The sequence below is a fragment of the Antribacter gilvus genome, assembly GCF_003946865.1.
Lineage (GTDB): Bacteria > Actinomycetota > Actinomycetes > Actinomycetales > Cellulomonadaceae > Antribacter > Antribacter gilvus.
On sequence record NZ_QXTH01000011.1, the window covers coordinates 1 to 22,756 of the forward strand.

Sequence of the window (22,756 nt, forward strand, 5' to 3'; positions counted from 1 at the left end):
ACAGCGCCGATGGTACTGCCCTGGAGACGGGGTGGGAGAGTAGGACGCCGCCGGACACCCTTCACACGAAGACCCGCACCCACCAGGGTGCGGGTCTTCGTGCTTTTTCACATCACCGGTTCGTCTTTTCCCCGGGATTCCGGGCGGCCCAGGGCCTCACGCTGACTAGACTGGGCGCATGTCCACCATCTCCCGTGACGAGGTCGCGCGCGTGGCCGCTCTGGCACGGATCGACCTGCGCTCCGACGAGGTCGACCGCCTCGCCGGCGAGCTCGCCGTGATCGTCGAGTCGATCGCCCGAGTGAGCCAGGTCGCCACTGCCGACGTGCCCGCGACGAGCCACCCCCTGCCGTTGACGAACGTGTTCCGCGCGGACGTCCCCGTACCGGCCCTGCCGGTCGCGGACGTGCTCGCCGCGGCACCGCAGCAGGAGGACGGCCGTTTCCTCGTTCCGCAGATCCTCGGGGAGGAGTGACATGAGCACCGACATCACCCGCTTGTCCGCAGCGGAGCTCGCCGGGGCGCTCGCCCGGGGCGACGTGTCCAGCACGGAGGTCACCCAGGCCCACCTCGACCGCATCGCGGCCGTGGACGGCGACCTCAACGCCTTCCTCCACGTCTCGTCCCAGGACGCGCTCGCCACCGCGCAGGACGTCGACGCGCGGCGCGCGGCCGGCGAGGAGCTGCACCCGCTCGCGGGCGTGCCCATCGCCGTCAAGGACGTCGTCGTCACCCGGGGCATGCCCACCACCGCCGGGTCCAAGATCCTCGAGGGCTGGATCCCGCCGTACGACGCCACGCTGGTCGAGCGGCTGCGTGCCGCCCGCCTGCCGATCCTCGGCAAGACCAACATGGACGAGTTCGCGATGGGTTCGTCCACGGAGCACTCGGCCTACGGCAACACGTGCAACCCGTGGGACCTCGGCCGCATCCCCGGCGGTTCGGGCGGCGGCTCCGCCGCGGCCGTCGCCGCCTTCGAGGCGCCGCTCGCGATCGGCACCGACACGGGCGGCTCGATCCGCCAGCCGGGTGCCGTGACCGGCACGGTCGGCGTGAAGCCCACCTACGGCGGCGTCTCCCGGTACGGCCTCATCGCGATGGCGTCCTCCCTCGACCAGGCGGGTCCCGTCACGCGGACCGTCCTGGACGCGGCGCTGCTGCACGAGCTGATCGGCGGGCACGACCCGCGCGACTCCACGTCGATCCCCGAGCCGCTCCCCGCGCTCGTCGAGGCGGCCCGCCAGGGCGCCACCGGCGACCTGTCCGGCGTGCGCGTCGGCGTCGTCACGGAGCTGTCGGGCGAGGGCTACCAGGAGGGCGTCTCCGCACGCTTCGCCGAGTCGCTCGAGGTGCTCCGCGGGCTCGGCGCCGAGATCGTCGAGGTCTCGTGCCCCAGCTTCACGTACGCGCTCGACGCCTACTACCTGATCATGCCCAGCGAGGCCTCGAGCAACCTGGCCAAGTTCGACGGCATGCGGTTCGGCCTCCGCGTCGAGCCGACGGAGGGCCCGGTCACCGCCGAGCGCGTGATGGCCGCGACCCGTGGCGCCGGCTTCGGCGACGAGGTCAAGCGCCGCATCATCCTCGGCACGTACGCGCTGAGCGCCGGCTACTACGACGCCTACTACGGCAGCGCGCAGAAGGTGCGCACGCTGATCCAGCGCGACTTCGCCGCGGCCTTCGAGAAGGCCGACGTGCTCGTCTCGCCCACCGCGCCCACGACGGCGTTCCGGTTCGGCGAGAAGCTCGACGACCCGCTGGCGATGTACCTGAACGACGTGGCGACGATCCCCGCGAACCTCGCGGGAGTGCCGGGCATGTCCGTCCCGAACGGCCTGTCCGATGATGGCCTGCCGGTGGGCTTCCAGATCCTGGCCCCCGCCAAGGCGGACGACCGCATGTACCGCGTGGGCGCCGCGCTGGAGGCAGCCCTGGAGAAGACGTGGGGCGGGTCGCTGCTGGCCCAGGCCCCCGAGCTGAAGACGACGGAGCTGACCCGATGACCTCACCCACGCTCGAGCTGGTCGCCTACGACGACGCCGTGCGCCGCTACGACCCGGTGATCGGCATCGAGGTCCACGTGGAGCTCGGCACCAAGACGAAGATGTTCTGCGCGGCCGAGGTGGCCTACGGCGGGGAGCCCAACTCGCAGGTGACGCCCGTGTCGCTGGGCCTGCCCGGCGCGCTGCCCGTGCTCAACGGCACCGCCGTGGAGCACGCCATCAAGATCGGTCTGGCGCTGAACTGCACCATCGCCGAGTCGTGCCGCTTCGCCCGGAAGAACTACTTCTACCCGGACGTGCCCAAGAACTTCCAGACGTCGCAGTACGACGAGCCCATCGCGTACGACGGCTGGCTGGACGTCGAGCTCGAGGACGGCACCATCGTGCGCGTCGAGATCGAGCGCGCGCACATGGAGGAGGACGCGGGCAAGAACACCCACGTCGGCGGTGCGACGGGCCGCATCCACGGCGCGGAGTACTCGCTCGTGGACTACAACCGCGCGGGCATCCCCCTCGTGGAGATCGTGACCCGGCCCATCACCGGGGTCGGTGACCGCGCCCCCGAGGTGGCCCGCGCCTACGTGCAGACCCTCCGCGACATCTTCCGCGCCCTGGACGTGTCCGAGGCGCGCATGGAGCGCGGCAACGTGCGGGCCGACGTGAACCTCTCGCTCCGCCCGAGCCCCGACTCGCCGCTCGGCACCCGCACGGAGACGAAGAACGTCAACTCGTTCCGGTCGGTCGAGCGTGCGGTGCGCTTCGAGATCTCCCGTCAGGCGGGCGTCCTGGACGCCGGCCAGAAGGTGATCCAGGAGACCCGGCACTGGCACGAGGACACCGGGGTCACGACGTCGGGCCGCGTGAAGTCGGACGCCGAGGACTACCGCTACTTCCCCGAGCCGGACCTGGTTCCCGTGGCCCCGAGCCGTGAGTGGGTCGAGGAGATCCGGGCCACCCTGCCCGAGATGCCGGTGGCGCGCCGCAACCGCCTCCAGGCCGAGTGGGGCTACGCCGACGCCGAGATGCGCGACGTGGTGAACGCCGGCGCGCTCGACCTGATCGAGGCCACCGTGGCTGCGGGCACCAGCGCCGCGGGCGCCCGCAAGTGGTGGATGGGCGAGCTCGCCCGCCGCGCCAAGCAGGACGACCAGACGCTGGAGGACCTCACGGTCACCCCGGCGCAGATCAGCGCGCTGCAGGCGCTCGTCGACTCGGGCCGCATCAACGACAAGCTCGCCCGCCAGGTCCTGGAGGGAGTGCTCGCCGGCGAGGGCGACCCCGAGGACATCGTGGTCTCGCGCGGGTTGGAGGTCGTTTCCGACGACGGTCCGCTGCTCGCCGCGATCGACGACGCGCTGGCGGCGCAGCCCGACATCGCGGCGAAGGTCCAGGGCGGAAACCTCGGCCCCGTCGGCGCGATCATCGGCGCGGTCATGAAGGCGACGCGCGGTCAGGCCGATGCCGGCCGGGTGCGGGAGCTCGTGCTGGAGAGGATCGGCCAGTGACCCGCGGCCCGGAGCTCCGGGGCGAGATGGTGCGTCTGCGCCCCATCGAGGCGCGCGACGCCGACCGGCTGTGGGAGTCGCTGCACGACCCGGAGGGCATGCGCCTGACGGGCACGACGGCGACCTTCACGCGCGAGCAGATCGACGAGTGGGCGCGGACGGTCAGCGACCGCCCCGGCCGCTACGACTGGGCGGTGACGTCCGGCGGGGTGCGGGAGGGCAAGTTCGTCAGCGACGAGCTGCTCGGCGAGATCGTCCTCAACCAGATCGACGAGGACGCGCGCTCCGCGAACCTGCGCCTCCAGATGCTGCCCGACTACCGGGGGCGCGGATACGGCCGCGAGGCCATCGAGCACGTGCTCCGCTTCGCGTTCGAGGGTGCGGACGAGGACCCGGGTCCCCGGCTGCACCGCGTCAGCCTCGACGTGCTGAGCATCAACCCGCGGGCCCGTGCGCTGTACGCGTCGCTGGGCTTCCGCGAGGAGGGCCGTCTGCGAGAGGTCTACCGCGACGGCAACAGCTGGGCGGACGCCATCCTCATGAGCGTCCTCGAGGACGAGTACCGCGCGGCCTGACGGTCGCTCACCTGCTGGACCGGCGGTCCCCGGCGCCTACGCGCCGGGGACCGCCGGCATCAGCCCGCCGAGCAGGTCGGGCGCCCACAGGAGCACCGCGGCGGTGACGGCCCAGGCGGCGGCGACGAATCCGGCGTCGGACGGGCGGAGCGGGACCGTGTGGCGCTCCGTGCGCGTGGGGTGCGCGCCGAAGGCGCGGGCGTCCATGGCCAGCGCCACCCGCTCCGCGTGGCGCAGCGCGCCCGCGAGGAGCGGCACCACGTACCCGGCCCAGCGCCGGACCCCCGCGAGCGGGCCGCGCCCGCCCGCCATGCCGCGCACGCGATGGGCGGCGCGGATCGTCGCGAGCTCGTGCCCGAACCGGGGCACGAAGCGGAACGCGGCGAACGCCGTGTAGCCCACGCGGTAGGGGACGCGGAGGTGCTGGACGGCGGCACGGACGACGTCGGGCCCGGTGGCGCTCACGCCCGGGACCAGGGCGACCGCGAAGAGCGCCCCGAGCCGCAGGGAGGTCGCGAGGCCCACGAGCCACGTACCGAGGTGGTACTGCCACGGGCCCAGCCGGACCAGGACCGGCGTCGTCGCAGCCTCCGCCGGGGCGGACCACAGGCCCAGCGTGAGCGACGCCAGGAGCACGAACGCCGTCGGCAGCACGAACACGAGGACGCGGTGCGGGCGCGCGACGTGCGCGCAGACCGCGACCAGGCCCGTCGCGAGCAGGAGGAAGACGAGCGGGGTGGCGAGGTCGCGGACCAGGACGAGCGCCACCAGGGCGGGCAGCACCGCGGCCATCAGCGCGAGCGGGTTCACCCGGTGCAGGGGGCGGGAGCGGTGGTGCTGGGCCCACGGGTCGAGGAGCAGGCTCATGAGGTACCTCCGGCCCGGGCTGCTCCTCCGGCACCAGCGCCGACGGCGGCGGCCGTGGCGCTGACGGCCGGGCCGACGGCGGCACTGCCGCTCGGCGCCGCGGCGCTCAGCGCCGAACCCGTCGGCGGGCCGCCGGGCAGGTCCTGCAGGCGGGTGACCGAGCGCCAGGCGGCGTGCCGCTCGAGCCCGCTCAGGGCGGCGGCCAGCGGGGGCCGGCGGAGCCCGGCGCGGAGGAGCACGTCGTCGGCGAGGAGGTCGGCCGCGGGGCCGTGGGCGAGGAGCCTGCCGTCGGCGAGGACGGCGGCGTGCGACGCGTGGTCGGCGACGAGCTGGAGGTCGTGCGTGACGACCAGCACCGTGGTCCCGTCGGCGACGAGCTGGTCGAGGAGGTCCAGCAGCTCGGCGGCACGCTCGCGGTCCTGGCCGAAGGTGGGCTCGTCGAGCGCGAGCACGGTGGCCCCTGCGACCAGCACGGTCCCCACGGACAGGCGGCGCTTCTGCCCGCCCGACAGCAGGAACGGGTGCACCTCCCGGTGGGCGGACAGGCCGAAGCGGGCCAGGACGTCGTCGACCCGGGCGGCGATCTCGTCGCGCGGCACCCGCTGCACCTCGAGCGCGTGCGCCAGCTCCTCGGCGACGGTGTGGCGCACGAACTGGTGCTCCGGGTTCTGGAAGACGAAGCCCACGTGACGGGCGAGCTTGCGCACGTCGGCCCGGGCGGGGTCCAGCCCCGCCACCTCGACGGTGTCGCGGGGTGGCGCGACCACGCCCGCGACGGCCTGCAGCAGCGTCGTCTTGCCCGCGCCGTTGACGCCCACGAGAGCGCAGAGCTCGCCGCGCCGGACGTCGAGCGACACGTCGTGCAGCACGGTGCGGCGCCCGCGCCGCACGGAGAGCCCGCGCACCCGCACCACAGGCCCGTCCGCCGCCCCCTTCGCCACAGAGACGGGAGAGGCGGCGACGGGAGAGGCGGCGACACGGGCAGCGCCGGGAGCCGGGGTCAGAGCCGGGAGCGTCTCCTCCGCGTCCAGCGCCTGCCGCAGCTCCGCCCCCGTGAGCGGCAGCGCCGCGAACGGGACCCCCGCGCCCCGGAGACGCAGCGCGGCCAGGGTGGCGACGGGCAGCCACACGCCCAGCGCGAGCAGCTCCTCGGCCCGGCCGGCCAGCACGTCGCGCACGGGCCCCTCCAGCACCAGGCGGCCCCGCCGGTCGAGGACGAGGACCCGGTCCACGAGGTCCACGCACGCGTCCAGGTTGTGCTCCACGAGCACCACGGAGCGGTCGCCCGCGGCCACGACGTCGCGCAGGGCGGCGTAGACCTCCTCGATGCCCGCCGGGTCGAGGTTGGCCGTGGGCTCGTCGAGCACGAGGACGGGGGCGCCGAGGGCGAGGGCGCACGCGATCGCCAGGCGCTGGCGGCCACCGCCGGAGAGCACCGCCGGGTCGTCGGCACGACGCTCCCAGAGGCCCACGCGGCGCAGCGCGTCCTCCGCCCGGGCGAGGACCTCGGGCGCGGGGACCAGCAGGTTCTCCGGGCCGAAGCAGACCTCGTCCAGCACGGTCCCGGTGACGACGGAGGCGTCCGCGTCCTGGAAGACCAGGGCGACGTGCTCGCTGAGGCGAGCGACCGGCGTCGTACCCGCGTCCAGGCCTGCGACCGTGACGCTGCCGCGGACCTCCGCCGCGACCGCGTGGGGGACCAGCCCGTCCAGGGTGAGGGCGAAGGTGGACTTGCCCGACCCGCTCGGGCCGAGCAGGAGGACGACCTCGCCCGGGGCCAGGTCGAGGCTGACGTCGGAGGGGGTGAAGCCCGCGTGGCCGTGGTGCCGCACGCCGACGTGGTCGGCGCGCAGCAGGAGCGGGGCGCTCACTCGTCCGCGGCCACGACCACCGTGGCGGGCTGCCGCCGGCCGAGGCCCTGGCGGGCCAGCTGGACGGCTACCCGCTGCGCGAGCAGCGTGACGCCGATCGCGAGAGCGACCGTCGCGGCCAGCGTGGCGAGCGCGCCCCACGGGTAGAACGACGCCGGGAAGAGGCCCGCCAGGGCGCACGACGTGTAGTACCCGGCGCTCCCGAGGACGAGGGCGACCACCGAGGCGTTGCGCACGTAGCGGTCGGACCAGCGGCGGTAGAGCATGACGAGGAACGGCAGCTCGAGCACCACGCCCGCGGCGAGGAAGTTCACGACCTGGAGGAAGCCGGTGGGCGCGACGAGGTTGACCACGCCCGCGAAGACCGCGGTCAGCAGGCCCACGCCCGGGACGCGGAACAGCGACACCGCCACCAGGGGGCCGAGCGCCCACACGCCGATCGTGGCCGTGTAGACGGCGTAGGCGAGCGGGCTCGGCGGGACCAGCGCCAGCAGGTAGTTGATCACGACCGCGAGCAGGCCACCGGCGGCGCCGATCGCGGCGCAGGAGAGCAGGAGGCGGGTCGAGAAGCGGGCGGGGCCGGCGGTCGGCGTCGTCATGATGGTGCTCCGGTTCACTGGTGAGGGCAGGCTTACCTTAGTCGTTCCCGAAGGGTGGCGGAGGCACCGTCCCAGGGCGCGCGCACTCTGGTCCCCGGTGCGACGATCGAGGGCATGACCCTTGCCGACCCGCCGGCCACAGGCACGGACAGGCGCTTCTTCGGCCATCCCCTCGGACTGATGACGCTCTTCACCACCGAGCTGTGGGAGCGGTTCAGCTACTACGGGATGCGCGCGATCCTGCTGTTCTACCTGACCGACACGGTCCAGGACGGCGGGCTGGGGCTCGACCAGACCACCGGCCTCGCCCTCGTGTCGATCTACGGCACCGCGGTGTACCTGCTGTCGGTGCTGGGCGGGTGGGCGGCGGACCGGCTCGTCGGCGCGCGGCGCTCCACGCTCTACGGCGGCGTGGTCATCGCCGCCGGGCACGTCTGCCTCGCGATCCCCGGAGCGGGGTTCTCGTACGTGGGCATCGTCCTCGTCGCGTTCGGTACGGGCCTGCTCAAGCCGAACGTGTCGGCCATCGTGGGCGAGCTCTACACGCGGGAGGACCCGCGTCGGCAGTCCGCCTTCTCGATCTTCTACATGGGGATCAACCTCGGGTCGCTGTTCGCACCCCTCCTCGTGGGGCTCGCGCGCGCCTGGGGCGGGTACCACGCGGGGTTCGCGGTCGCTGCCGTCGGCATGACGTTCGCGCTCGTGTTCTTCGTGGCCGGGCGGCGCATGCTCGGCGGGGCGGGCGACGCGGTGCCCAACCCCATCGAGCCCGGCGAGCGGCCCGCCGTGCTGCGGATGCTCGCGGTCATCGCGGGCGGCATCGCCGTCGTGTTCGCCATCGCGTGGCTCGTCAGCGGGGGCGGCATCACCTCCGTCATCGACACGCTGAGCTACCTCGCGTTCCTCGCGCCGATCGTCTACTTCGTCGTGATGTACCGGTCGCCCAAGGTGACCGACGCCGAACGGCCCCGCGTCGTCGCCTACATCCCCCTGTTCGTGGCGGCGATGCTCTTCTTCATGATCTTCGAGCAGGCGGCCACCACCCTCGCCGCCTACGCCCGGGACCGCACGGACCTGTCGGTGCTGGGCATCACCGTGAACCCCGAGTTCTTCCAGTCGATCAACCCGGCCGCGATCATCCTGCTCACGCCCGTCTTCGCGTGGCTCTGGCTACGCACCGGCAACCGGCCGCCCACGGCGTACAAGTTCGCGATCGGCCTGGCGCTGGCCGCCGTCTCCTTCCTGTTCCTCGCGGGGGCGGCGGCGCTCGCCGGCGACGCGAAGACCCCCGGCTGGGTCCTCGTCGCCGTCTACCTGATCCAGACCCTCGGCGAGCTGTGCCTGTCGCCCGTCGGCCTCGCCGCCACCACCCTGCTCGCGCCCCGCGCGTTCCGCAGCCAGGCCATGGCGCTCTGGTTCCTCGCGCCCGCCGCCGGGCAGGCCATCACGGCGCAGCTCGTCCAGGCCACCGAGGGCGCGTCGCCCACCGGCTACTTCGGCGTCATCGGGCTCGTGACGCTCGGCTTCGCGGCGGCGCTCGCCGCCATCGGGCCGTGGGTCACCCGCCACGTGCGGCACGCCGACGAGCTGGAGGGCGTGCACACCGCGGGGGAGTGACGGGCGGGCGCCGTCCGGAGTGTGACCCTCCGCCGTGACCGCTGTCTGCGCGGACTACCCTCGGGGCAGCCTTTCGTGAAGGAGCTGAAAACATGAGCCGTCCCCTGCGGTCCCGGACATCCACCCACGGCCGGAACATGGCCGGCGCCCGTGCGCTCTGGCGCGCCACCGGGATGGGGGCGGACGACTTCGGCAAGCCGATCATCGCGATCGCCAACTCGTACACGCAGTTCGTCCCGGGCCACGTGCACCTCAAGGACATGGGCGACCTCGTGGCGTCGGCGATCCGCGAGGCGGGCGGCGTGGCCAAGGAGTTCAACACGATCGCGGTCGACGACGGCATCGCGATGGGCCACGCGGGCATGCTCTACTCGCTGCCGAGCCGCGACCTCATCGCCGACTCCGTCGAGTACATGGTCAACGCCCACACGGCCGACGCGCTCGTGTGCATCTCCAACTGCGACAAGATCACGCCCGGCATGCTGAATGCGGCGCTGCGGCTCAACATCCCGGTGATCTTCGTGTCGGGCGGGCCCATGGAGGCCGGCAAGGCCGTGGTGGCGAACGGCGTGGCCTCCACGCCGCTGAACCTCATCAACGCGATCAACTACTCCGCGGACGAGGGGGTCGACGACGCGGCCCTCGCCCAGGTGGAGGAGAACGCCTGCCCCACGTGCGGCTCGTGCTCCGGCATGTTCACCGCCAACTCGATGAACTGCCTCACCGAGGCACTCGGCCTGTCGCTGCCCGGCAACGGCTCGGTGCTCGCCACGCACACCGCCCGCAAGGAGCTGTTCCTCGAGGCGGGCCGCACCATCGTGGACCTGGCGCGCCGCTACTACGAGGACGAGGACGACACCGCCGCGCCGCGGGGCATCGCGACCCGGGCCGCGTTCACGAACGCCATGACGCTCGACGTGGCGATGGGCGGCTCGACCAACACGGTGCTGCACATCCTCGCCGCCGCACAGGAGGCCGAGGTGGACTTCGACCTCGCCGAGATCGACGCCATCAGCCGCCGTGTGCCGTGCCTGGCCAAGGTGGCGCCGAACCACCCGCGCTTCCACATGGAGGACGTGCACCGGGCGGGCGGCATCCCCGCGCTGCTCGGCGAGCTCGACCGCGCCGGCCTGCTCGACCACGACGTCACGTCCGTGCACACGCCGACGCTGCGCGCGTGGCTCGACGACTGGGACGTCCGGGGCGGCAAGGCCACCGAGCGGGCGGTCGAGCTGTTCCACGCCGCCCCCGGCGGCGTGCGCACCACGAAGGCGTTCTCCACCTCCAACCGCTGGGACTCGCTCGACACGGACGCGGCCGAGGGCTGCATCCGCGCCATCGAGCACGCCTACACGGTGGAGGGCGGCCTCGCCGTGCTCCGCGGCAACGTGGCCGAGGACGGCGCCATCATCAAGACGGCCGGCATCGACCCCGACGTGTTCCACTTCGTGGGCCGGGCGCTCGTGTGCGAGTCGCAGGACGAGGCGGTCGAGAAGATCCTCACCAAGCAGGTGGAGCCGGGCCACGTGGTGGTCGTGCGGTACGAGGGGCCCGCGGGCGGCCCCGGCATGCAGGAGATGCTCTACCCGACGTCGTACATCAAGGGCCGCGGCCTCGGCAAGGTGGTCGCCCTCATCACGGACGGCCGGTTCTCCGGCGGGTCCAGCGGCATCTCGGTGGGGCACGTCTCGCCCGAGGCGGCGGCGGGCGGCACCATCGGCCTGATCGAGGACGGCGACGAGATCGAGATCGACGTCGAGACGCGGCTGATCCGCGTCAACGTCGCGGACGCGGTGCTCGCCGAGCGCCGCGCCAAGATGGAGGCGTCGGAGCAGCCGTGGCAGCCCCTCGGCCGGGACCGGTACGTCTCGCCGGCGCTGCAGGCCTACGCGGCCCTGGCGACGTCGGCCGACAAGGGCGCCGTGCGCGACGTGGCGCGCCTGCGTCGCGGCTGAGCGCGGACGTTCCTACACTCGGGCCATGACGGAGCCCGACATCAAGCCACGGTCCAGGCAGGTCACCGACGGCATCGAGGCCACGGCCGCGCGCGGCATGCTGCGCGCGGTCGGCCTCGGGGACGCCGACTTCGCGAAACCGCAGGTGGGCGTGGCCAGCTCCTGGAACGAGATCACGCCCTGCAACCTCTCGCTCGACCGGCTGGCCACGGCCGTGAAGAACGGCGTCCACGCCGGAGGCGGCTACCCGCTCGAGTTCGGCACCATCTCCGTGTCCGACGGCATCTCGATGGGCCACGAGGGGATGCACTTCTCACTGGTCTCGCGCGACATCATCGCCGACTCCGTCGAGACGGTGGTGCAGGCGGAGCGACTCGACGGCACGGTGCTGCTGGCGGGCTGCGACAAGTCGCTGCCGGGCATGCTCATGGCCGCCGCGCGGCTGGACCTGGCGAGCGTGTTCCTCTACGCGGGCTCGATCATGCCGGGCTGGGTCAAGCTCGAGGACGGCACCGAGAAGGACGTCACGATCATCGACGCGTTCGAGGCCGTCGGGGCGTGCGCCCGCGGCCTGATGAGCGTCGAGGACGTGGGCCGCATCGAGCGGGCCATCTGCCCGGGCGAGGGCGCCTGCGGCGGCATGTACACGGCGAACACCATGGCGTCGGCGGCCGAGGCGCTGGGCATGTCGCTGCCGGGGTCGGCCGCGCCGCCCGCGGCCGACCGCCGCCGGGACGCCTTCGCGATGGCCTCTGGCGAGGCGGTCGTGAACCTGCTGCGGCTCGGCATCACGGCGCGGGACATCCTCACCAAGGAGGCGTTCGAGAACGCGATCGCCGTGGTCATGGCGTTCGGCGGGTCCACCAACGCCGTGCTGCACCTGCTGGCGATCGCCTACGAGGCGGAGGTGGAGCTCAGCCTCGACGACTTCGACCGGGTGGCGAGCCGCGTGCCCCACCTGGGCGACCTCAAGCCGTTCGGCCGGTACGTCATGAACGACGTCGACCGCATCGGCGGGGTGCCGGTGATCATGAAGGCCCTGCTCGACGCGGGCCTGCTCCACGGCGACTGCCTCACCGTCACGGGCCGCACGGTCGCGGAGAACCTGGCGCTGATCGACCCGCCGGACCCGGACGGCAAGATCCTGCGGGCCCTCGACAACCCGATCCACCGGACGGGCGGCATCACCGTGCTGCACGGCTCGCTCGCGCCGGACGGCGCCGTGGTGAAGTCCGCCGGGTTCGACTCCGACGTGTTCGAGGGCACCGCCCGGGTCTTCGAGCGTGAGCGTGCGGCCCTGGACGCGCTCGAGGACGGCACCATCCAGGCGGGCGACGTGGTGGTCATCCGGTACGAAGGGCCCAAGGGCGGGCCCGGCATGCGGGAGATGCTGGCCATCACGGGCGCGATCAAGGGCGCGGGCCTCGGCAAGGACGTCCTGCTGGTGACGGACGGCCGGTTCTCCGGCGGCACCACGGGCCTGTGCGTGGGCCACATCGCGCCCGAGGCGGTCGACGCCGGGCCCATCGCGTTCGTGCGCGACGGCGACCGGATCCGCCTCGACGTGGCGGCCAAGACGCTGGAGCTGCTCGTGCCCGGCGAGGAGCTCGCCGCCCGCGCGGACGGCTGGGTCCCGCTGCCGCACGCCTACACGCGCGGGGTGCTGGCGAAGTACACCAAGCTGGTGCAGTCGGCCTCGCGCGGGGCCATCCTCCAGTAGCCCCTGGGCCGCCCGAGTGTCGGTGGCTCGTGGCAAGGTGGGAGGAGTCACGACGAAGGAGACGATGATGGCCGCTACAGGACGGATCACCCCCGGGCAGTTCCACGACGAGCGGGGCGTGGGCGACTGGCGCGTCCTGCTCCAGGTCGCCACCGCCCGGTTCGCCACCGGCTCGTTCCTCACGGGCGTGCGGCTCGTCGACGCGATCGGCGAGCTCGCCGAGGCGGCGAACCACCACCCCGACGTGGACCTGCGCTACCCGCACGTCACCGTGCGGCTCACCACGCACGACGTCGGCGGGCTGTCCCAGCGCGACGTCGAGCTCGCCCGCGACATCTCCGCCGCCGCCCGCGAGCTCGAGATCCCGGCTGACCCCACGGGCCTCCAGGAGCTGGAGATCGCGATCGACGCGCTCGACCGGCCCGCGGTGCAGCCGTTCTGGGAGGCGGTCCTGGGCTACAAGCCCGGCGACGACGACCTCTCCGACCCCGCGGGCCGCGCGCCCGCGTTCTGGTTCCAGCAGATGGACGAGCCGCGCCCGCAGCGCAACCGCATCCACGTCGACGTGACGGTCGCGCACGACGTCGCGGAGGAGCGGGTGGCGGCGGCGCTCGCGGCCGGCGGCACGCTCGTGTCCGACGAGGCGGCGCCGCGATTCTGGGTGCTCGCCGACGCGGAGGGCAACGAGGCCTGCGTCTGCACGTGGCTCGGGCGGGAGTAGTCCGCAGGTGCAATCCGGGTAATCCGGCGACGGCAGGCCCGTCCGCCGGTAGGGTCTTGTGCTCGTGCGCGCGACAGGGGTTCCCAGGCTGCGCGGTGACCTCAGGCTCCGTGCCTACTGGCTGCTCCTGGTCGCCGGGATGCGCACCCAGTCGGCCTACCCGCTCGCCACGTTCGCGGGCCTGGTCGCCAACGCGACGTTCGGGCTGCTGAAGACGGCGATCCTGTTCGCGGTGGTCGAGGCCGCGGGCGGCGGGATCGCCGGGTACACGGCGGGGACCATGAGCGCCTACATCTGGCTGTCGCAGGGGCTGCTCGGGTCGGTCAACCTCTACGGCCGCAGCGACATGACCGAGCGGGTGCGCACCGGCGACGTCGCCACCGACTTCCTGCGGCCGGTGAACGTGCAGGCCGCGAACATCCTGCCGGCGATCGGCAAGGGGCTCTTCGCCTTCGTGCCCCGCGGGCTGCCGAGCATCGTCATCGGCGTGCTCGTGGTGGGCATGACCATGCCGGCCACCCCGGGGCCGTACGTCCTCGGGACCGTCAGCATGGTGCTCGGCATCGTCCTGTCCCACTCGGTGGTCTACCTCGTGGCGGTGAGCGGGTTCTGGCTCGTCGAGACGCGCGGCTTCGTCGGGCTGTACATGGCGGTAGGAGGCCTCTTCGCGGGACTCTTCACGCCCTTCCACCTCTTCCCCGACTGGCTCCAGGTGATCGGCCGGGCCACCCCGTTCCCCTCGATGATGATGTTCCCGATCGACGTGCTCACGGCGCGCGTCACCGGGTTCGCCGCGCTGCAGGTGGTCGGCGTGCAGCTCGCCTGGCTGGCGGGGGCGCTCGCCGTCGGGCACCTGATGACGAGGGCCGGGCAGCGGAAGCTCGAGGTGCAGGGTGGTTAGCGCCTACCGTGCGGTCCTGGCCTCCCGGGTGCGCGCGCAGCGCAGCTACCGGACGAGCTTCGCGCTCGACCTGGTGGGGGCCTTCCTCATGGGCCTCGCCGAGCTCGCCGAGGTCTACATCCTCTACACCGCGGTGCAGGGGATCGGCGGGTTCACGTTCGCGCAGATCCTGCTGGTCTTCGGCCTGGCGGACCTCACGTTCTCGCTGGCGGACATCGTGTTCGGCCACGTCGACAACCTGCCCGAGTACGTGCGCACGGGGAAGCTGGACGTGTACTTCCTGCGGCCCCAGCCCGTCCTGGCCCAGCTCGTGACGAGCGATATCAGCCTCCGCCGGCTCGCCCGGGCAGGAGTGGGTGCCGGGGCGCTCACCGTGGGCCTCGTCCTCAACGACATCGCGTGGGGCCCAGCCACGGTCGCTCTCCTGGCGCTCGCGCTCGTCAGCGGGGTCGCCACCTTCTCGGCCCTGTTCGTGACCGCCGCCGGGCTGCAGTTCTTCCTGGTGAACGGCGCGGAGATGACCAACGCGTTCGTCTACGGCGGCCGGTATGCCGCCACACAGCCCGCGTCGGTGTGGCCGCGCGCGGTGACCGTCGTGTTCGGCTTCGTCTTCCCCATGGCCTTCACGGCCTACCTGCCGGTCACGGCGCTGCTCGGCCTGCCGGGCGCACCCTGGCTGCCGTCGTGGCTCGGGTGGTGCGCGCCGCTCGCGGCGCTGTGGTCGTGGGCGCTCGCGCTCGCGTGCTGGCGGTGGGGGATCCGGCACTATCGAGGAGCAGGCGGATGAGCAGCATCATCGAGACCCGGGACCTGACGCGGGAGTTCACGGTCCGGGACCGGCTGCGCCGTCGGACCGTGACCGCGGTGGATGGGCTGAGCCTGCGGGTCGCGGCGGGGGAGTCCGTGGGCTACATCGGCGCGAACGGCGCCGGGAAGTCCACCACGATCAAGATGATCGTCGGGATCCTCGTCCCGACGAGCGGCGAGGCGACCACCTGCGGCCTGCGGCCCGTGCGCGACCGGCGCGTGCTGGCGCGGCGGGTGGGGGTGGTCTTCGGGCAGCGGTCTCAGCTGTGGTGGGACCTGCCGGTCCGGGAGTCCTTCGAGATCCTCGCCGCGATCCACGCGCTGCGCCCGGCCGAGGCCCGGGCCCGTGCGGCCGAGCTGGCCGAGACGCTCGAGCTCGGCGAGTTCCTCGCCACCCCCGTGCGGCAGCTCTCCCTGGGCCAGCGGATGCGCGCGGAGATCGCCGCCGCCCTGCTGCACCGGCCGGAGCTGCTGATCCTCGACGAGCCGACGATCGGGCTCGACGTGCTGTCCAAGCAGCGCCTGCGCGAGTTCCTGATCGCCGAGCGCCGCGAGCACGGCACCACCCTGCTGCTGACGACCCACGACATGGGCGACATCGAGCGGCTCTGCGACCGCGTCCTCGTCGTGGACCGCGGGCGGCTCGCCTACGACGGGACGCTCGACGGTCTGGCGGCGACGGTGGGCGCCCGGCGCGTCCTGGTGGTCGACCTCGTCGAGCCCACCGCCGACCTCGTGGGACTGCCGGGCACCGAGCACCTGCGCAGCAAGGTGGGCGGCCTCAGGCAGCACCTCGTCCTCGACGGCTCGACGACGTTGGCGGCCGTGCTCGCCGCCGTCGCCGAGCACGCCGAGCTGCGCGACCTGTCCATCGAGGAGCCGGACATCGAGGACGTGGTGCGCCGGATCTACGCGGCGTCGCGCTGAGCGCTGGGGGCGTGGGATCGGGCGGGCGGCGGGCCCCGCTCGCCGCGTCGGTCGGTTTCGTACACCACTGCTCGCCGCGTCGGACGGTTGTCGCGGGGTCGGTCCGAATACCGACCGACCCCGCGACAAGGGACCGACCCCGCCGGCTCGTAGGCGACAGGGGACCGACCCCGCCGGCGTCCGGGGGCTCAGGACTGCCGGCGCTCGCGCGCGACCAGCAGCTCCACGTACGACGGGATCAGCACCCGGCGCTGCGCCCGGCGGCGCACGACGCGCAGCGGCTCGCCGTCGGACCACAGAGTCCGCAGCAGGGCGGCGATCTCCGCCCGCGCGAGCGCTGCCCCGAGACACAGGTGACGGCCCGCGCCGAACCAGAGCTGCCGCGTCTCGCGCACGTAGGGCCGGTCGGCCCGGAACGGTCCTGCGGCCGCGTTCGCCGACCACACGAGCAGCATGATCCGCTCGCCCGCCCGCAGGTGGGCGCCGCCGATCTCGACGTCCTGCGCCACGCCCCGTCCGATCACTGACGCCGGGCTCGTCACCCGCAGGCCCTCACGCACCACGTTCTCGATCGGGTCGGCCTCGCCGGGAAGCAGGCTCCCCGCGGGCAGGCTCCCCGCGGGCAGGCTCCCCGCCAGCGGGCTGCCCGACGACGCGGCGGGCGCACCCAGGTGCACCGCGTCGCGGTCCGGCGCGTGCTCGCGGAGCCGCGCGAGCAGCCGGTGCTGCTCGCCCGTGTCGACGAGGAGGGCGGTGGTGCGCATCATGGCGCTCGCCGACGTCTCGGTGCCGGCCACCATGAGGAGGCTCGCGAGGCCCGTCGTCTCCTGGAGCCCCAGGCCGAGCTCGCGGCAGCGGCCGAGCAGGCGGTCCGGCGGTGCGGACTTCCAGCCCTCGGGGACGCCCGCGGTGAGCTCCTCGACGATCCCGCGCGCGGTCGCGATCTGAGCGGGGGACAGGCGGGTCGAGCCTGCGGTGCCGAGCGCGACGGTCGCGAGGCGCTCGCCGGTCGCGAAGGCGGCGAGGGCGCTGTTGTCGTCAGGCCACGGGTCGCCTGCGCCCTCGGGCGCCGGAAGGCCCAGCAGGGAGACCATCATGCGGCCCACGAGTACGCGCGCGAGGCGGGCGACGTCGACGGCATCCCCGGCGCGGATCGCATCCCCGGCGTCGGCGAGGGTGGAGCCCCAGGCGTCTGCGACGAGCGCCGCGGAGCTGGCCTCGGTGAAGAGCTCACGTGAACGTGACCTGAGGTCGTGGTGGCCGGGGCCGTCGAACAGGTCGGGCACCCAGTCGCCGAGGATCTGCGTCCACAGATCACCCACCCCGCCCTCGCCGAGGATGGTGAAGGAGCGGTGGTCCTGCAGCACGGCGCGGGCGACCACCGGGTCGGCCGTCACCCAGCCGATCCCGGGCACGCGGCGCACGGCTGGCCCCGCGACGGCGTGACCAGCGAGGAGGAGCCCCGCCATGGCGGGACGGGCGCTCCAGAGGAGGCCGAGCTCGTGGCGGGTGGTGGGCAGGATGGTCGGCACGGGCAGAGTGTGGCAGGGATGGGGGCGTCGTGCTTGGAGGGGGAACACCGACTCGTACTTCGGTCGTTTTGAGTCTAATGCGCCTGATGCTGCTAAAGTCCCGACTTGGCAGGGCTGCCCCTTTTGGAGCGCTTTTGTTTCGCTGGGCGTTTTCGGTACTCGGGTGGCCTGTGGATCGTCGCGGGTGGAGCAAGAGGGAGATTTGCGCGTGATGGTTCGGCATTCGATGACGGGGCGGCTGGGGCGGGGGCTGATTTCGGCGCTCTGCTTGACAGCTCTTTCGGTGCCGGCGGCGTCGCCGACTCGTGCGGGTGCCGATGACGCGGTGACGTGCGTTGCGGAGGTCGGCTCGTTGCGGGAAGCTGCCGGGCTCTCGGTGGTGTGTGGGGACGTTGTCGCGGTTGATGAGCACACGGCCTGGTCGACGACGACGGCGCTGGCTGGTGGTGGGACGCGTTGGGACTCCTCGACGTTGGCGGTGCGTGCGGATGCTGATGGCGACGGCGTGTGGTCGCCGATCGATACGTCGTTGGTGGCGACTCCTGCGGGTCTCGAGGTTGCGTCGGGTGTCGCGGAGATCGTGTTCTCTGACGGCAGTGCGTCGATGCCTTTGGCGCGGATCTCGCGGCTGACGGACTCGCCGACCGGAGGCGAGGTCGTGAGCGTGGCGCTGGATCTGACTGAGGGTTCGCCACTGGCGCTGGGTGAGCCGGTCGTATCGGGGTCTCGTGCGACGTTCGCGGAGGTCCTTCCAGGTGTGGACCTGGCGTTGTCCGTCAATGAGGACGGAACCGGGTTCGGCCCGACACTCGTGCTCAAGACGGTGGCGGCTTTGTCGGACCCGCGGTTGGAGCAGATCGAGTTCGACGTGAGTGTCTCGGGAGGGCTGCGGGTAGTGCCTGTGGCCGGAGGATTCGAGGTGACCGATCAGGAGGGGGTCGTGTGGTACACGTCGCCGGCTCCTGTGATGTGGGACAGCTCGGGTTCGACTGTGGAAGACCTGGCTGGTGACCGTGTGTCGGCGCGTGGTGTTGGTGGTGACGTCGGCGAGGCCGTCGATCGGGTCGCGTCCCCGTTGCCGGGTGATGTGGTGGCGCCGATCGGTCTGGAGCTGGAGCCCGCGGGCGATGGCGCGACGCGGCTGATGCTGACCCCCGATGCGGGCATGCTGGCAGATCCCGAGGTGAGCCTTCCGGTCCATCTGGATCCGGACGTCGAGATCACCGCTCCGCAGTCGCGTACGACGGTGCAGTCGGCGTGGCCGAACTCGACCAGCGGGTGGGCGTTCGCAGGCGATGCGGGGGTGGGTTTGTGCGACCCGAACGCGCCGTACGAGAACGGTGCGTGTGCGACGACGTTCGGGGCTCGCAACTTCTATCAGTACGAGGGGATCCCGATGCCGGACGGGGTGACGGCTGCGGACGTATCCGGCTCGACCTTCTCCTTGTTCGGCACGCACTCATACGGGTGTTCGAACGGTGCGACCGAGGTAGTCCTGACAGCGCCGATCCATGCTGGTACGTCGTGGTCGACGCAGCCGTCCTGGGGCTCGGTGCTGGCCAGGTCGACGGACTCTTATAGGCCGGAGTGTGGTGGGCAGCGCTTCACCGAGCACAACGTCCTGGCTGGTGCTCGGCTCATCGCCGACCGGAACGGTCACCAGCTGACATTCGGCGTGCGCGGTGACGAGTCGAGCATGGCGGGTTGGAAGCGGTTCTCCCATGCTCAGCTGTCGATCGTGTGGAACCGTGCCCCGAACCCGCCCTCAGGGATGGCGATCACCTCCGCCGGCGTGCACCGCGCAGAGTGCATTACGGGGCAGGGACGGCCCGTCATTCGCGACCTGACACCGCGTCTGTCGATGGTTTTGGGTGATCCGGACGCGGACCAGGTGACCGCGCACTACGAGCTGTGGAACCCGGCTACAGGGCTGATGGTCTGGGATGCGCATCCTGCGGGGGCTCAGCGTTCCGGAAGCGTGCACTCGGTGGACGTGCCCTCGGGGAAGCTGGCACTCAACGGAACATACTCGTGGCACATGGCGGCGCACGACACCCTCGGACGGAGCGGGCGCGCAGGGTTCTGCGAGTTCACTGTGGACCAGGTCTCGCCGAACATCCCGACGATCGAGTCGAAGAACGGCGTGTACCCGAAGGACACACTGATCAACGTGACAGGCACGGCACCAGCCGGAGAGTTCATCCTCGGCCGGAACACCTCGGTCGACGTGAACCGGTGGTACTACGCCTTCGACACCGATGTCCTGACCGGTCCCTATGCGGCCTCTCCGACCAACGGCAGTCTCACGATTCCGTTCCCGGCGGGCAAGCCTGGACCGCACGTGATGTTCGCACGGTCGGTGGACAAAGCTGGGAACGTGTCGCCGGTGCAGATGTACCGGTTCGGAACTAGCTTTCCTACCGCATCCGGGCTGTGGCACCTGGATGACGCGGCAGGGACGGTTGCCGCCGACTCGGCCTTGGTCGAGCTTCCCGACCCGTCGTTCCCGGGCGACGAATGGGCAGCCCAGTCGAGATCGAACCCGTTGACGGTGGCCGGTTCGACGATATGGGGTAGCGGCCGTGGTGGGACGACGGGATTGTACTTCGACGACCCGGCAGACCAGGCGTACTCGGTGGGTCCGGTGCTACGGACGGACCGTTCGTTCACGGTCAGTGCGTTCGTCAAGCTGACCGACGTCCAGGACGTGGTGCGTACCGCGGTCAGTCAGGACGGGTTCGTCAGCGGGGCGTTCAAGCTTGGTCAGCTGCCGTCGCGGTTCTGCGCTTCAGGGATAACGGGATGCTGGGGATTCTGGATGCCGTCGGCGGACCGGACCGGGGCACCAGTTGTCGCAGTGTCCGACACCCCGCCGGTGCCGGGCCAGTGGACGCATCTGACCGGTGTGCACGACGCGGAGTCCGGCGAGATCCGGCTGTACATCTGCGGGACGGACACCGTGTGGAGCCCGGTCCTGACCGACGATGCGGACTTCCTCACCCCGTGGCCCTCGAGCGGGAGCCTCCGCATCGGACAGGGCATGGCGACGAGCCGGTTGCAGGAACCGTTCGCGGGAGCGGTCGACGACGTCCGGGTCTACGCGACGGCTCTGAGCGAAGAGCGGATCAGGCAGGTCTGCGGAGGGCAGCAGGTCTCATGAGGCTTGGTGAGTGGTGGGCGGGTGTCGGTGAGCTTCTGCGCTGTGCCGGTGTGCGGTCGGGCAGGCGTTTGGACGCGAGGGGAACGACGATGGTCGGCACGGTGAATGAGGCAGCAATGTCGGGTCGATCACGTATGGGTCGGGTGTCGGGGTGGGTGGCCGGTCTGGCGTTGGTCGCCTCGTCGGTCGTCGCTGTCCCAGCGGCTGCCGACGAGGACCCGTCGCTCGCGGAGCGGATGTCTTGGACCGCTGAGGAGCGACGGGCACATGGCGAAGCGGTTGCCCCAGACCTTCCGAGTACCGAACCCGTCGTAGCGGAGGAGACAGGTGGCGAGGTCGAGCGCGAAGCGCCGAACGCTGCCGACGAAGGCGATGCTCCGGGTGGAGACACACGGGACCCCGCGGCTCTGACGGGGCTCGGGGCGAAGTGGCCGTTTCCGGGGAGGGCGGCAGCGCCGGGTCTCGACCGGGCAGCTCAGGTCACCGCCGGAAGCCTGCCTGTCCGCCTCGAGGCAGCCGCCGACGAGGCAGACGCAGTTGCGCGTCTCGCGGGCAACGGCGCTCGGGTGGAGTCGCTTGGCAGGGAGCGGGCGGAGGATGTCGGCGTCGCGGGTGCGATGTTCACCTTGAGCGGTACGACCGGCACCGTTGCGGTGCCGCAGACGCCGGGGCAGGCAGCGGCTGCCCGGCAGGCGGCACCTGGGCGGCTGAACGTCAGCGTCGACTATTCCGGCTTCGGGGCTGCATACGGTGGCGAGTGGGCGTCACGGTTGCGTCTGGTCCAGCTGCCCGGTTGCGCTCTGACGACACCGAAGGAGCGGGCCTGCACCATTCAGCGTCCCGTGCAGGTGGCTGACGGCATGGTCGCGAACGACGCCGAGGCACGGACCGTGTCGGGGGTGGTAACGGTCGGCGGCGTCGAACCGGTGGTGCTGGCAGTGGCCGCGGACACGGCCGGGAGCGCGGGAGACTGGGGCGTGACATCGCTGGCAGCCGAGGCGACATGGGAGGTGAGCGCCAACAGCGGTGACTACTCGTACTCGTACCCAATGCGGGTGCCGCCGACAGCCGGTGGACTTGTGCCCCAGGTTTCGCTCGGATACTCCTCCGGGTCGGTGGACGGTCGGGTATCGACCACGAACAACCAGACGTCCGTGGTGGGCGACGGGTGGGAGCTGAACGCGACCGGCTACATCGAGCGCAAGTACGTATCGTGCGCGGACGACACAGGAGCCAATCCCGCTGGGGAGTTGCCGAACAATGCGACGCGCGAGACCGGGGACCTGTGCTGGAAGTCGGACAACGCGACCTTGCTCCTGAACGGTCGCGCGCTGGAGCTGGTCAAAGACCAGACCACCGGGGTGTGGCGGGCCTTGAACGACGACAACACCAGGTTCGAGCGGCTGACCGCTGCTCAGGCATGGAACAGCGACAACGACCACGAGGCGTGGAAGGTGACGACCGCTGACGGCGTCCAGTATTACTTCGGGCGTGATCAGCGTTCGGCGACCGACACAGCGAGGCTGAACTCGTCCTGGGTTACCCAGGTCTACGGCAACCACCCGGGTGAGCCCTGCCACCAGGCAACGTTCTCCGCGTCACGATGCCAGCAGACGTGGCGATGGAACCTGGACTACGTGGTGGACCTGAACCAGAACACGATGACGTACTTCTACGCCCGTGACGCCAACCGATACGAGTACAACCAAGGCGAGGGCGTGTCGGCCTATCAGCGCGGCGGTGTGCTCTCCCGGATCGAGTACGGCACCCGCACGGGGGCGGAGTCGGCCCCGCCGGTCAAGGTCGAGTTCGCCTACCAGAACCGGTGTCTGCCGGCAACGGCGGCGGAGTGCCAGGCCCTGACTGCGGCGACAAAGGCGTCGTGGCCGGATGTGCCGTACGACCTGATCTGCGACTCCAACACCAGCTGCCCGGGCAGGTACTCACCGTCGCACTTCATCACCAAGCGACTTTCGTCGGTTGCGACCTCGATCCG

At 71.9% G+C, this 22,756-nt stretch carries 16 protein-coding genes; 12 read left to right on the top strand and 4 right to left on the bottom strand.

Annotated elements, in window-relative coordinates; all coding sequences use genetic code 11:
- Positions 1 to 178 precede the first annotated feature (178 nt).
- From gatC to D1350_RS18065, 4 genes are read left to right on the top strand one after another with little or no spacing between them, the layout of a single operon-like run.
- Positions 179 to 475 (top strand): Asp-tRNA(Asn)/Glu-tRNA(Gln) amidotransferase subunit GatC, encoded by a 297-nt coding sequence (gene gatC / locus D1350_RS18050; protein ID WP_125777444.1) that lies wholly within the window; start codon positions 179 to 181, stop codon positions 473 to 475.
- Between the two features lies 1 nt (position 476).
- Complete coding sequence (gene gatA, locus D1350_RS18055; RefSeq protein ID WP_125777445.1) at positions 477 to 2,003, top strand: Asp-tRNA(Asn)/Glu-tRNA(Gln) amidotransferase subunit GatA; 1,527 nt, start codon at positions 477 to 479, stop codon at positions 2,001 to 2,003.
- Positions 2,000 to 3,508: an Asp-tRNA(Asn)/Glu-tRNA(Gln) amidotransferase subunit GatB gene (gene gatB / locus D1350_RS18060; protein WP_125777446.1), complete on the top strand. Its 1,509-nt coding sequence runs from the start codon at positions 2,000 to 2,002 to the stop codon at positions 3,506 to 3,508. The genes gatA and gatB overlap by 4 nt, the downstream gene beginning before the upstream one ends.
- The gene (locus D1350_RS18065) at positions 3,505 to 4,083 is read left to right on the top strand and encodes a GNAT family N-acetyltransferase (protein ID WP_125777447.1); all 579 of its coding nucleotides are present in this window, start codon (positions 3,505 to 3,507) and stop codon (positions 4,081 to 4,083) included. Before gatB ends, D1350_RS18065 begins: the two co-directional genes overlap by 4 nt.
- A 36-nt stretch (positions 4,084 to 4,119) precedes the next feature.
- Here the strand turns inward: D1350_RS18065 and D1350_RS18070 are convergent, their stop codons facing one another.
- Genes D1350_RS18070 through D1350_RS18080 form a run of 3 tightly spaced genes read right to left on the bottom strand, consistent with a single transcriptional unit; the run spans position 4,120 to position 7,420 of the window.
- Positions 4,120 to 4,950 carry an energy-coupling factor transporter transmembrane component T family protein gene (locus tag D1350_RS18070; protein WP_125777448.1) on the bottom strand — a complete coding sequence of 277 codons (831 nt, stop codon included), beginning with the start codon at positions 4,948 to 4,950 and terminating at the stop codon, positions 4,120 to 4,122.
- Positions 4,947 to 6,821 carry an ABC transporter ATP-binding protein gene (locus tag D1350_RS18075; protein ID WP_125777449.1) on the bottom strand — a complete coding sequence of 625 codons (1,875 nt, stop codon included), beginning with the start codon at positions 6,819 to 6,821 and terminating at the stop codon, positions 4,947 to 4,949. The genes D1350_RS18070 and D1350_RS18075 overlap by 4 nt, the downstream gene beginning before the upstream one ends.
- Entirely contained in the window at positions 6,818 to 7,420 is a 603-nt protein-coding gene (locus tag D1350_RS18080) for an ECF transporter S component (RefSeq protein WP_164545221.1), read from the bottom strand. The genes D1350_RS18075 and D1350_RS18080 overlap by 4 nt, the downstream gene beginning before the upstream one ends.
- A gap of 114 nt (positions 7,421 to 7,534) precedes the next feature.
- On the opposite strand from D1350_RS18080, the gene D1350_RS18085 reads away from it, so the two are divergent.
- The 7 genes from D1350_RS18085 to D1350_RS18115 all read left to right on the top strand — a co-directional run bounded on the left by D1350_RS18085 (position 7,535) and on the right by D1350_RS18115 (position 16,068).
- Positions 7,535 to 9,037, top strand: coding sequence for a peptide MFS transporter (locus D1350_RS18085; protein WP_125777451.1), 1,503 nt, complete (start codon positions 7,535 to 7,537; stop codon positions 9,035 to 9,037).
- Positions 9,038 to 9,129: 92 nt separating this feature from the next.
- The gene (gene ilvD, locus D1350_RS18090) at positions 9,130 to 10,992 is read left to right on the top strand and encodes a dihydroxy-acid dehydratase (protein WP_125777452.1); all 1,863 of its coding nucleotides are present in this window, start codon (positions 9,130 to 9,132) and stop codon (positions 10,990 to 10,992) included.
- Positions 10,993 to 11,017: 25 nt separating this feature from the next.
- Positions 11,018 to 12,712, top strand: a complete 1,695-nt coding sequence (ilvD, locus tag D1350_RS18095) for a dihydroxy-acid dehydratase (RefSeq protein WP_125777453.1) — start codon at positions 11,018 to 11,020, stop codon at positions 12,710 to 12,712.
- A gap of 67 nt (positions 12,713 to 12,779) precedes the next feature.
- A complete protein-coding gene (locus D1350_RS18100) occupies positions 12,780 to 13,433 on the top strand; it encodes a VOC family protein (RefSeq protein ID WP_125777454.1) in 654 nt (217 codons plus the stop codon).
- Positions 13,434 to 13,497: 64 nt separating this feature from the next.
- Positions 13,498 to 14,334: an ABC transporter permease gene (locus tag D1350_RS18105; protein ID WP_240644185.1), complete on the top strand. Its 837-nt coding sequence runs from the start codon at positions 13,498 to 13,500 to the stop codon at positions 14,332 to 14,334.
- Positions 14,327 to 15,121 carry an ABC transporter permease gene (locus D1350_RS18110; protein ID WP_240644186.1) on the top strand — a complete coding sequence of 265 codons (795 nt, stop codon included), beginning with the start codon at positions 14,327 to 14,329 and terminating at the stop codon, positions 15,119 to 15,121. Before D1350_RS18105 ends, D1350_RS18110 begins: the two co-directional genes overlap by 8 nt.
- Positions 15,118 to 16,068: an ABC transporter ATP-binding protein gene (locus D1350_RS18115; RefSeq protein WP_125777455.1), complete on the top strand. Its 951-nt coding sequence runs from the start codon at positions 15,118 to 15,120 to the stop codon at positions 16,066 to 16,068. Before D1350_RS18110 ends, D1350_RS18115 begins: the two co-directional genes overlap by 4 nt.
- A gap of 188 nt (positions 16,069 to 16,256) precedes the next feature.
- Here the strand turns inward: D1350_RS18115 and D1350_RS18120 are convergent, their stop codons facing one another.
- A complete protein-coding gene (locus tag D1350_RS18120) occupies positions 16,257 to 17,600 on the bottom strand; it encodes a cytochrome P450 (protein WP_240644187.1) in 1,344 nt (447 codons plus the stop codon).
- A 184-nt stretch (positions 17,601 to 17,784) separates the two neighbouring features.
- On the opposite strand from D1350_RS18120, the gene D1350_RS18125 reads away from it, so the two are divergent.
- Complete coding sequence (locus D1350_RS18125) at positions 17,785 to 20,760, top strand: LamG domain-containing protein (RefSeq protein ID WP_164545222.1); 2,976 nt, start codon at positions 17,785 to 17,787, stop codon at positions 20,758 to 20,760.
- The last annotated feature ends 1,996 nt before the right edge of the window (positions 20,761 to 22,756 follow it).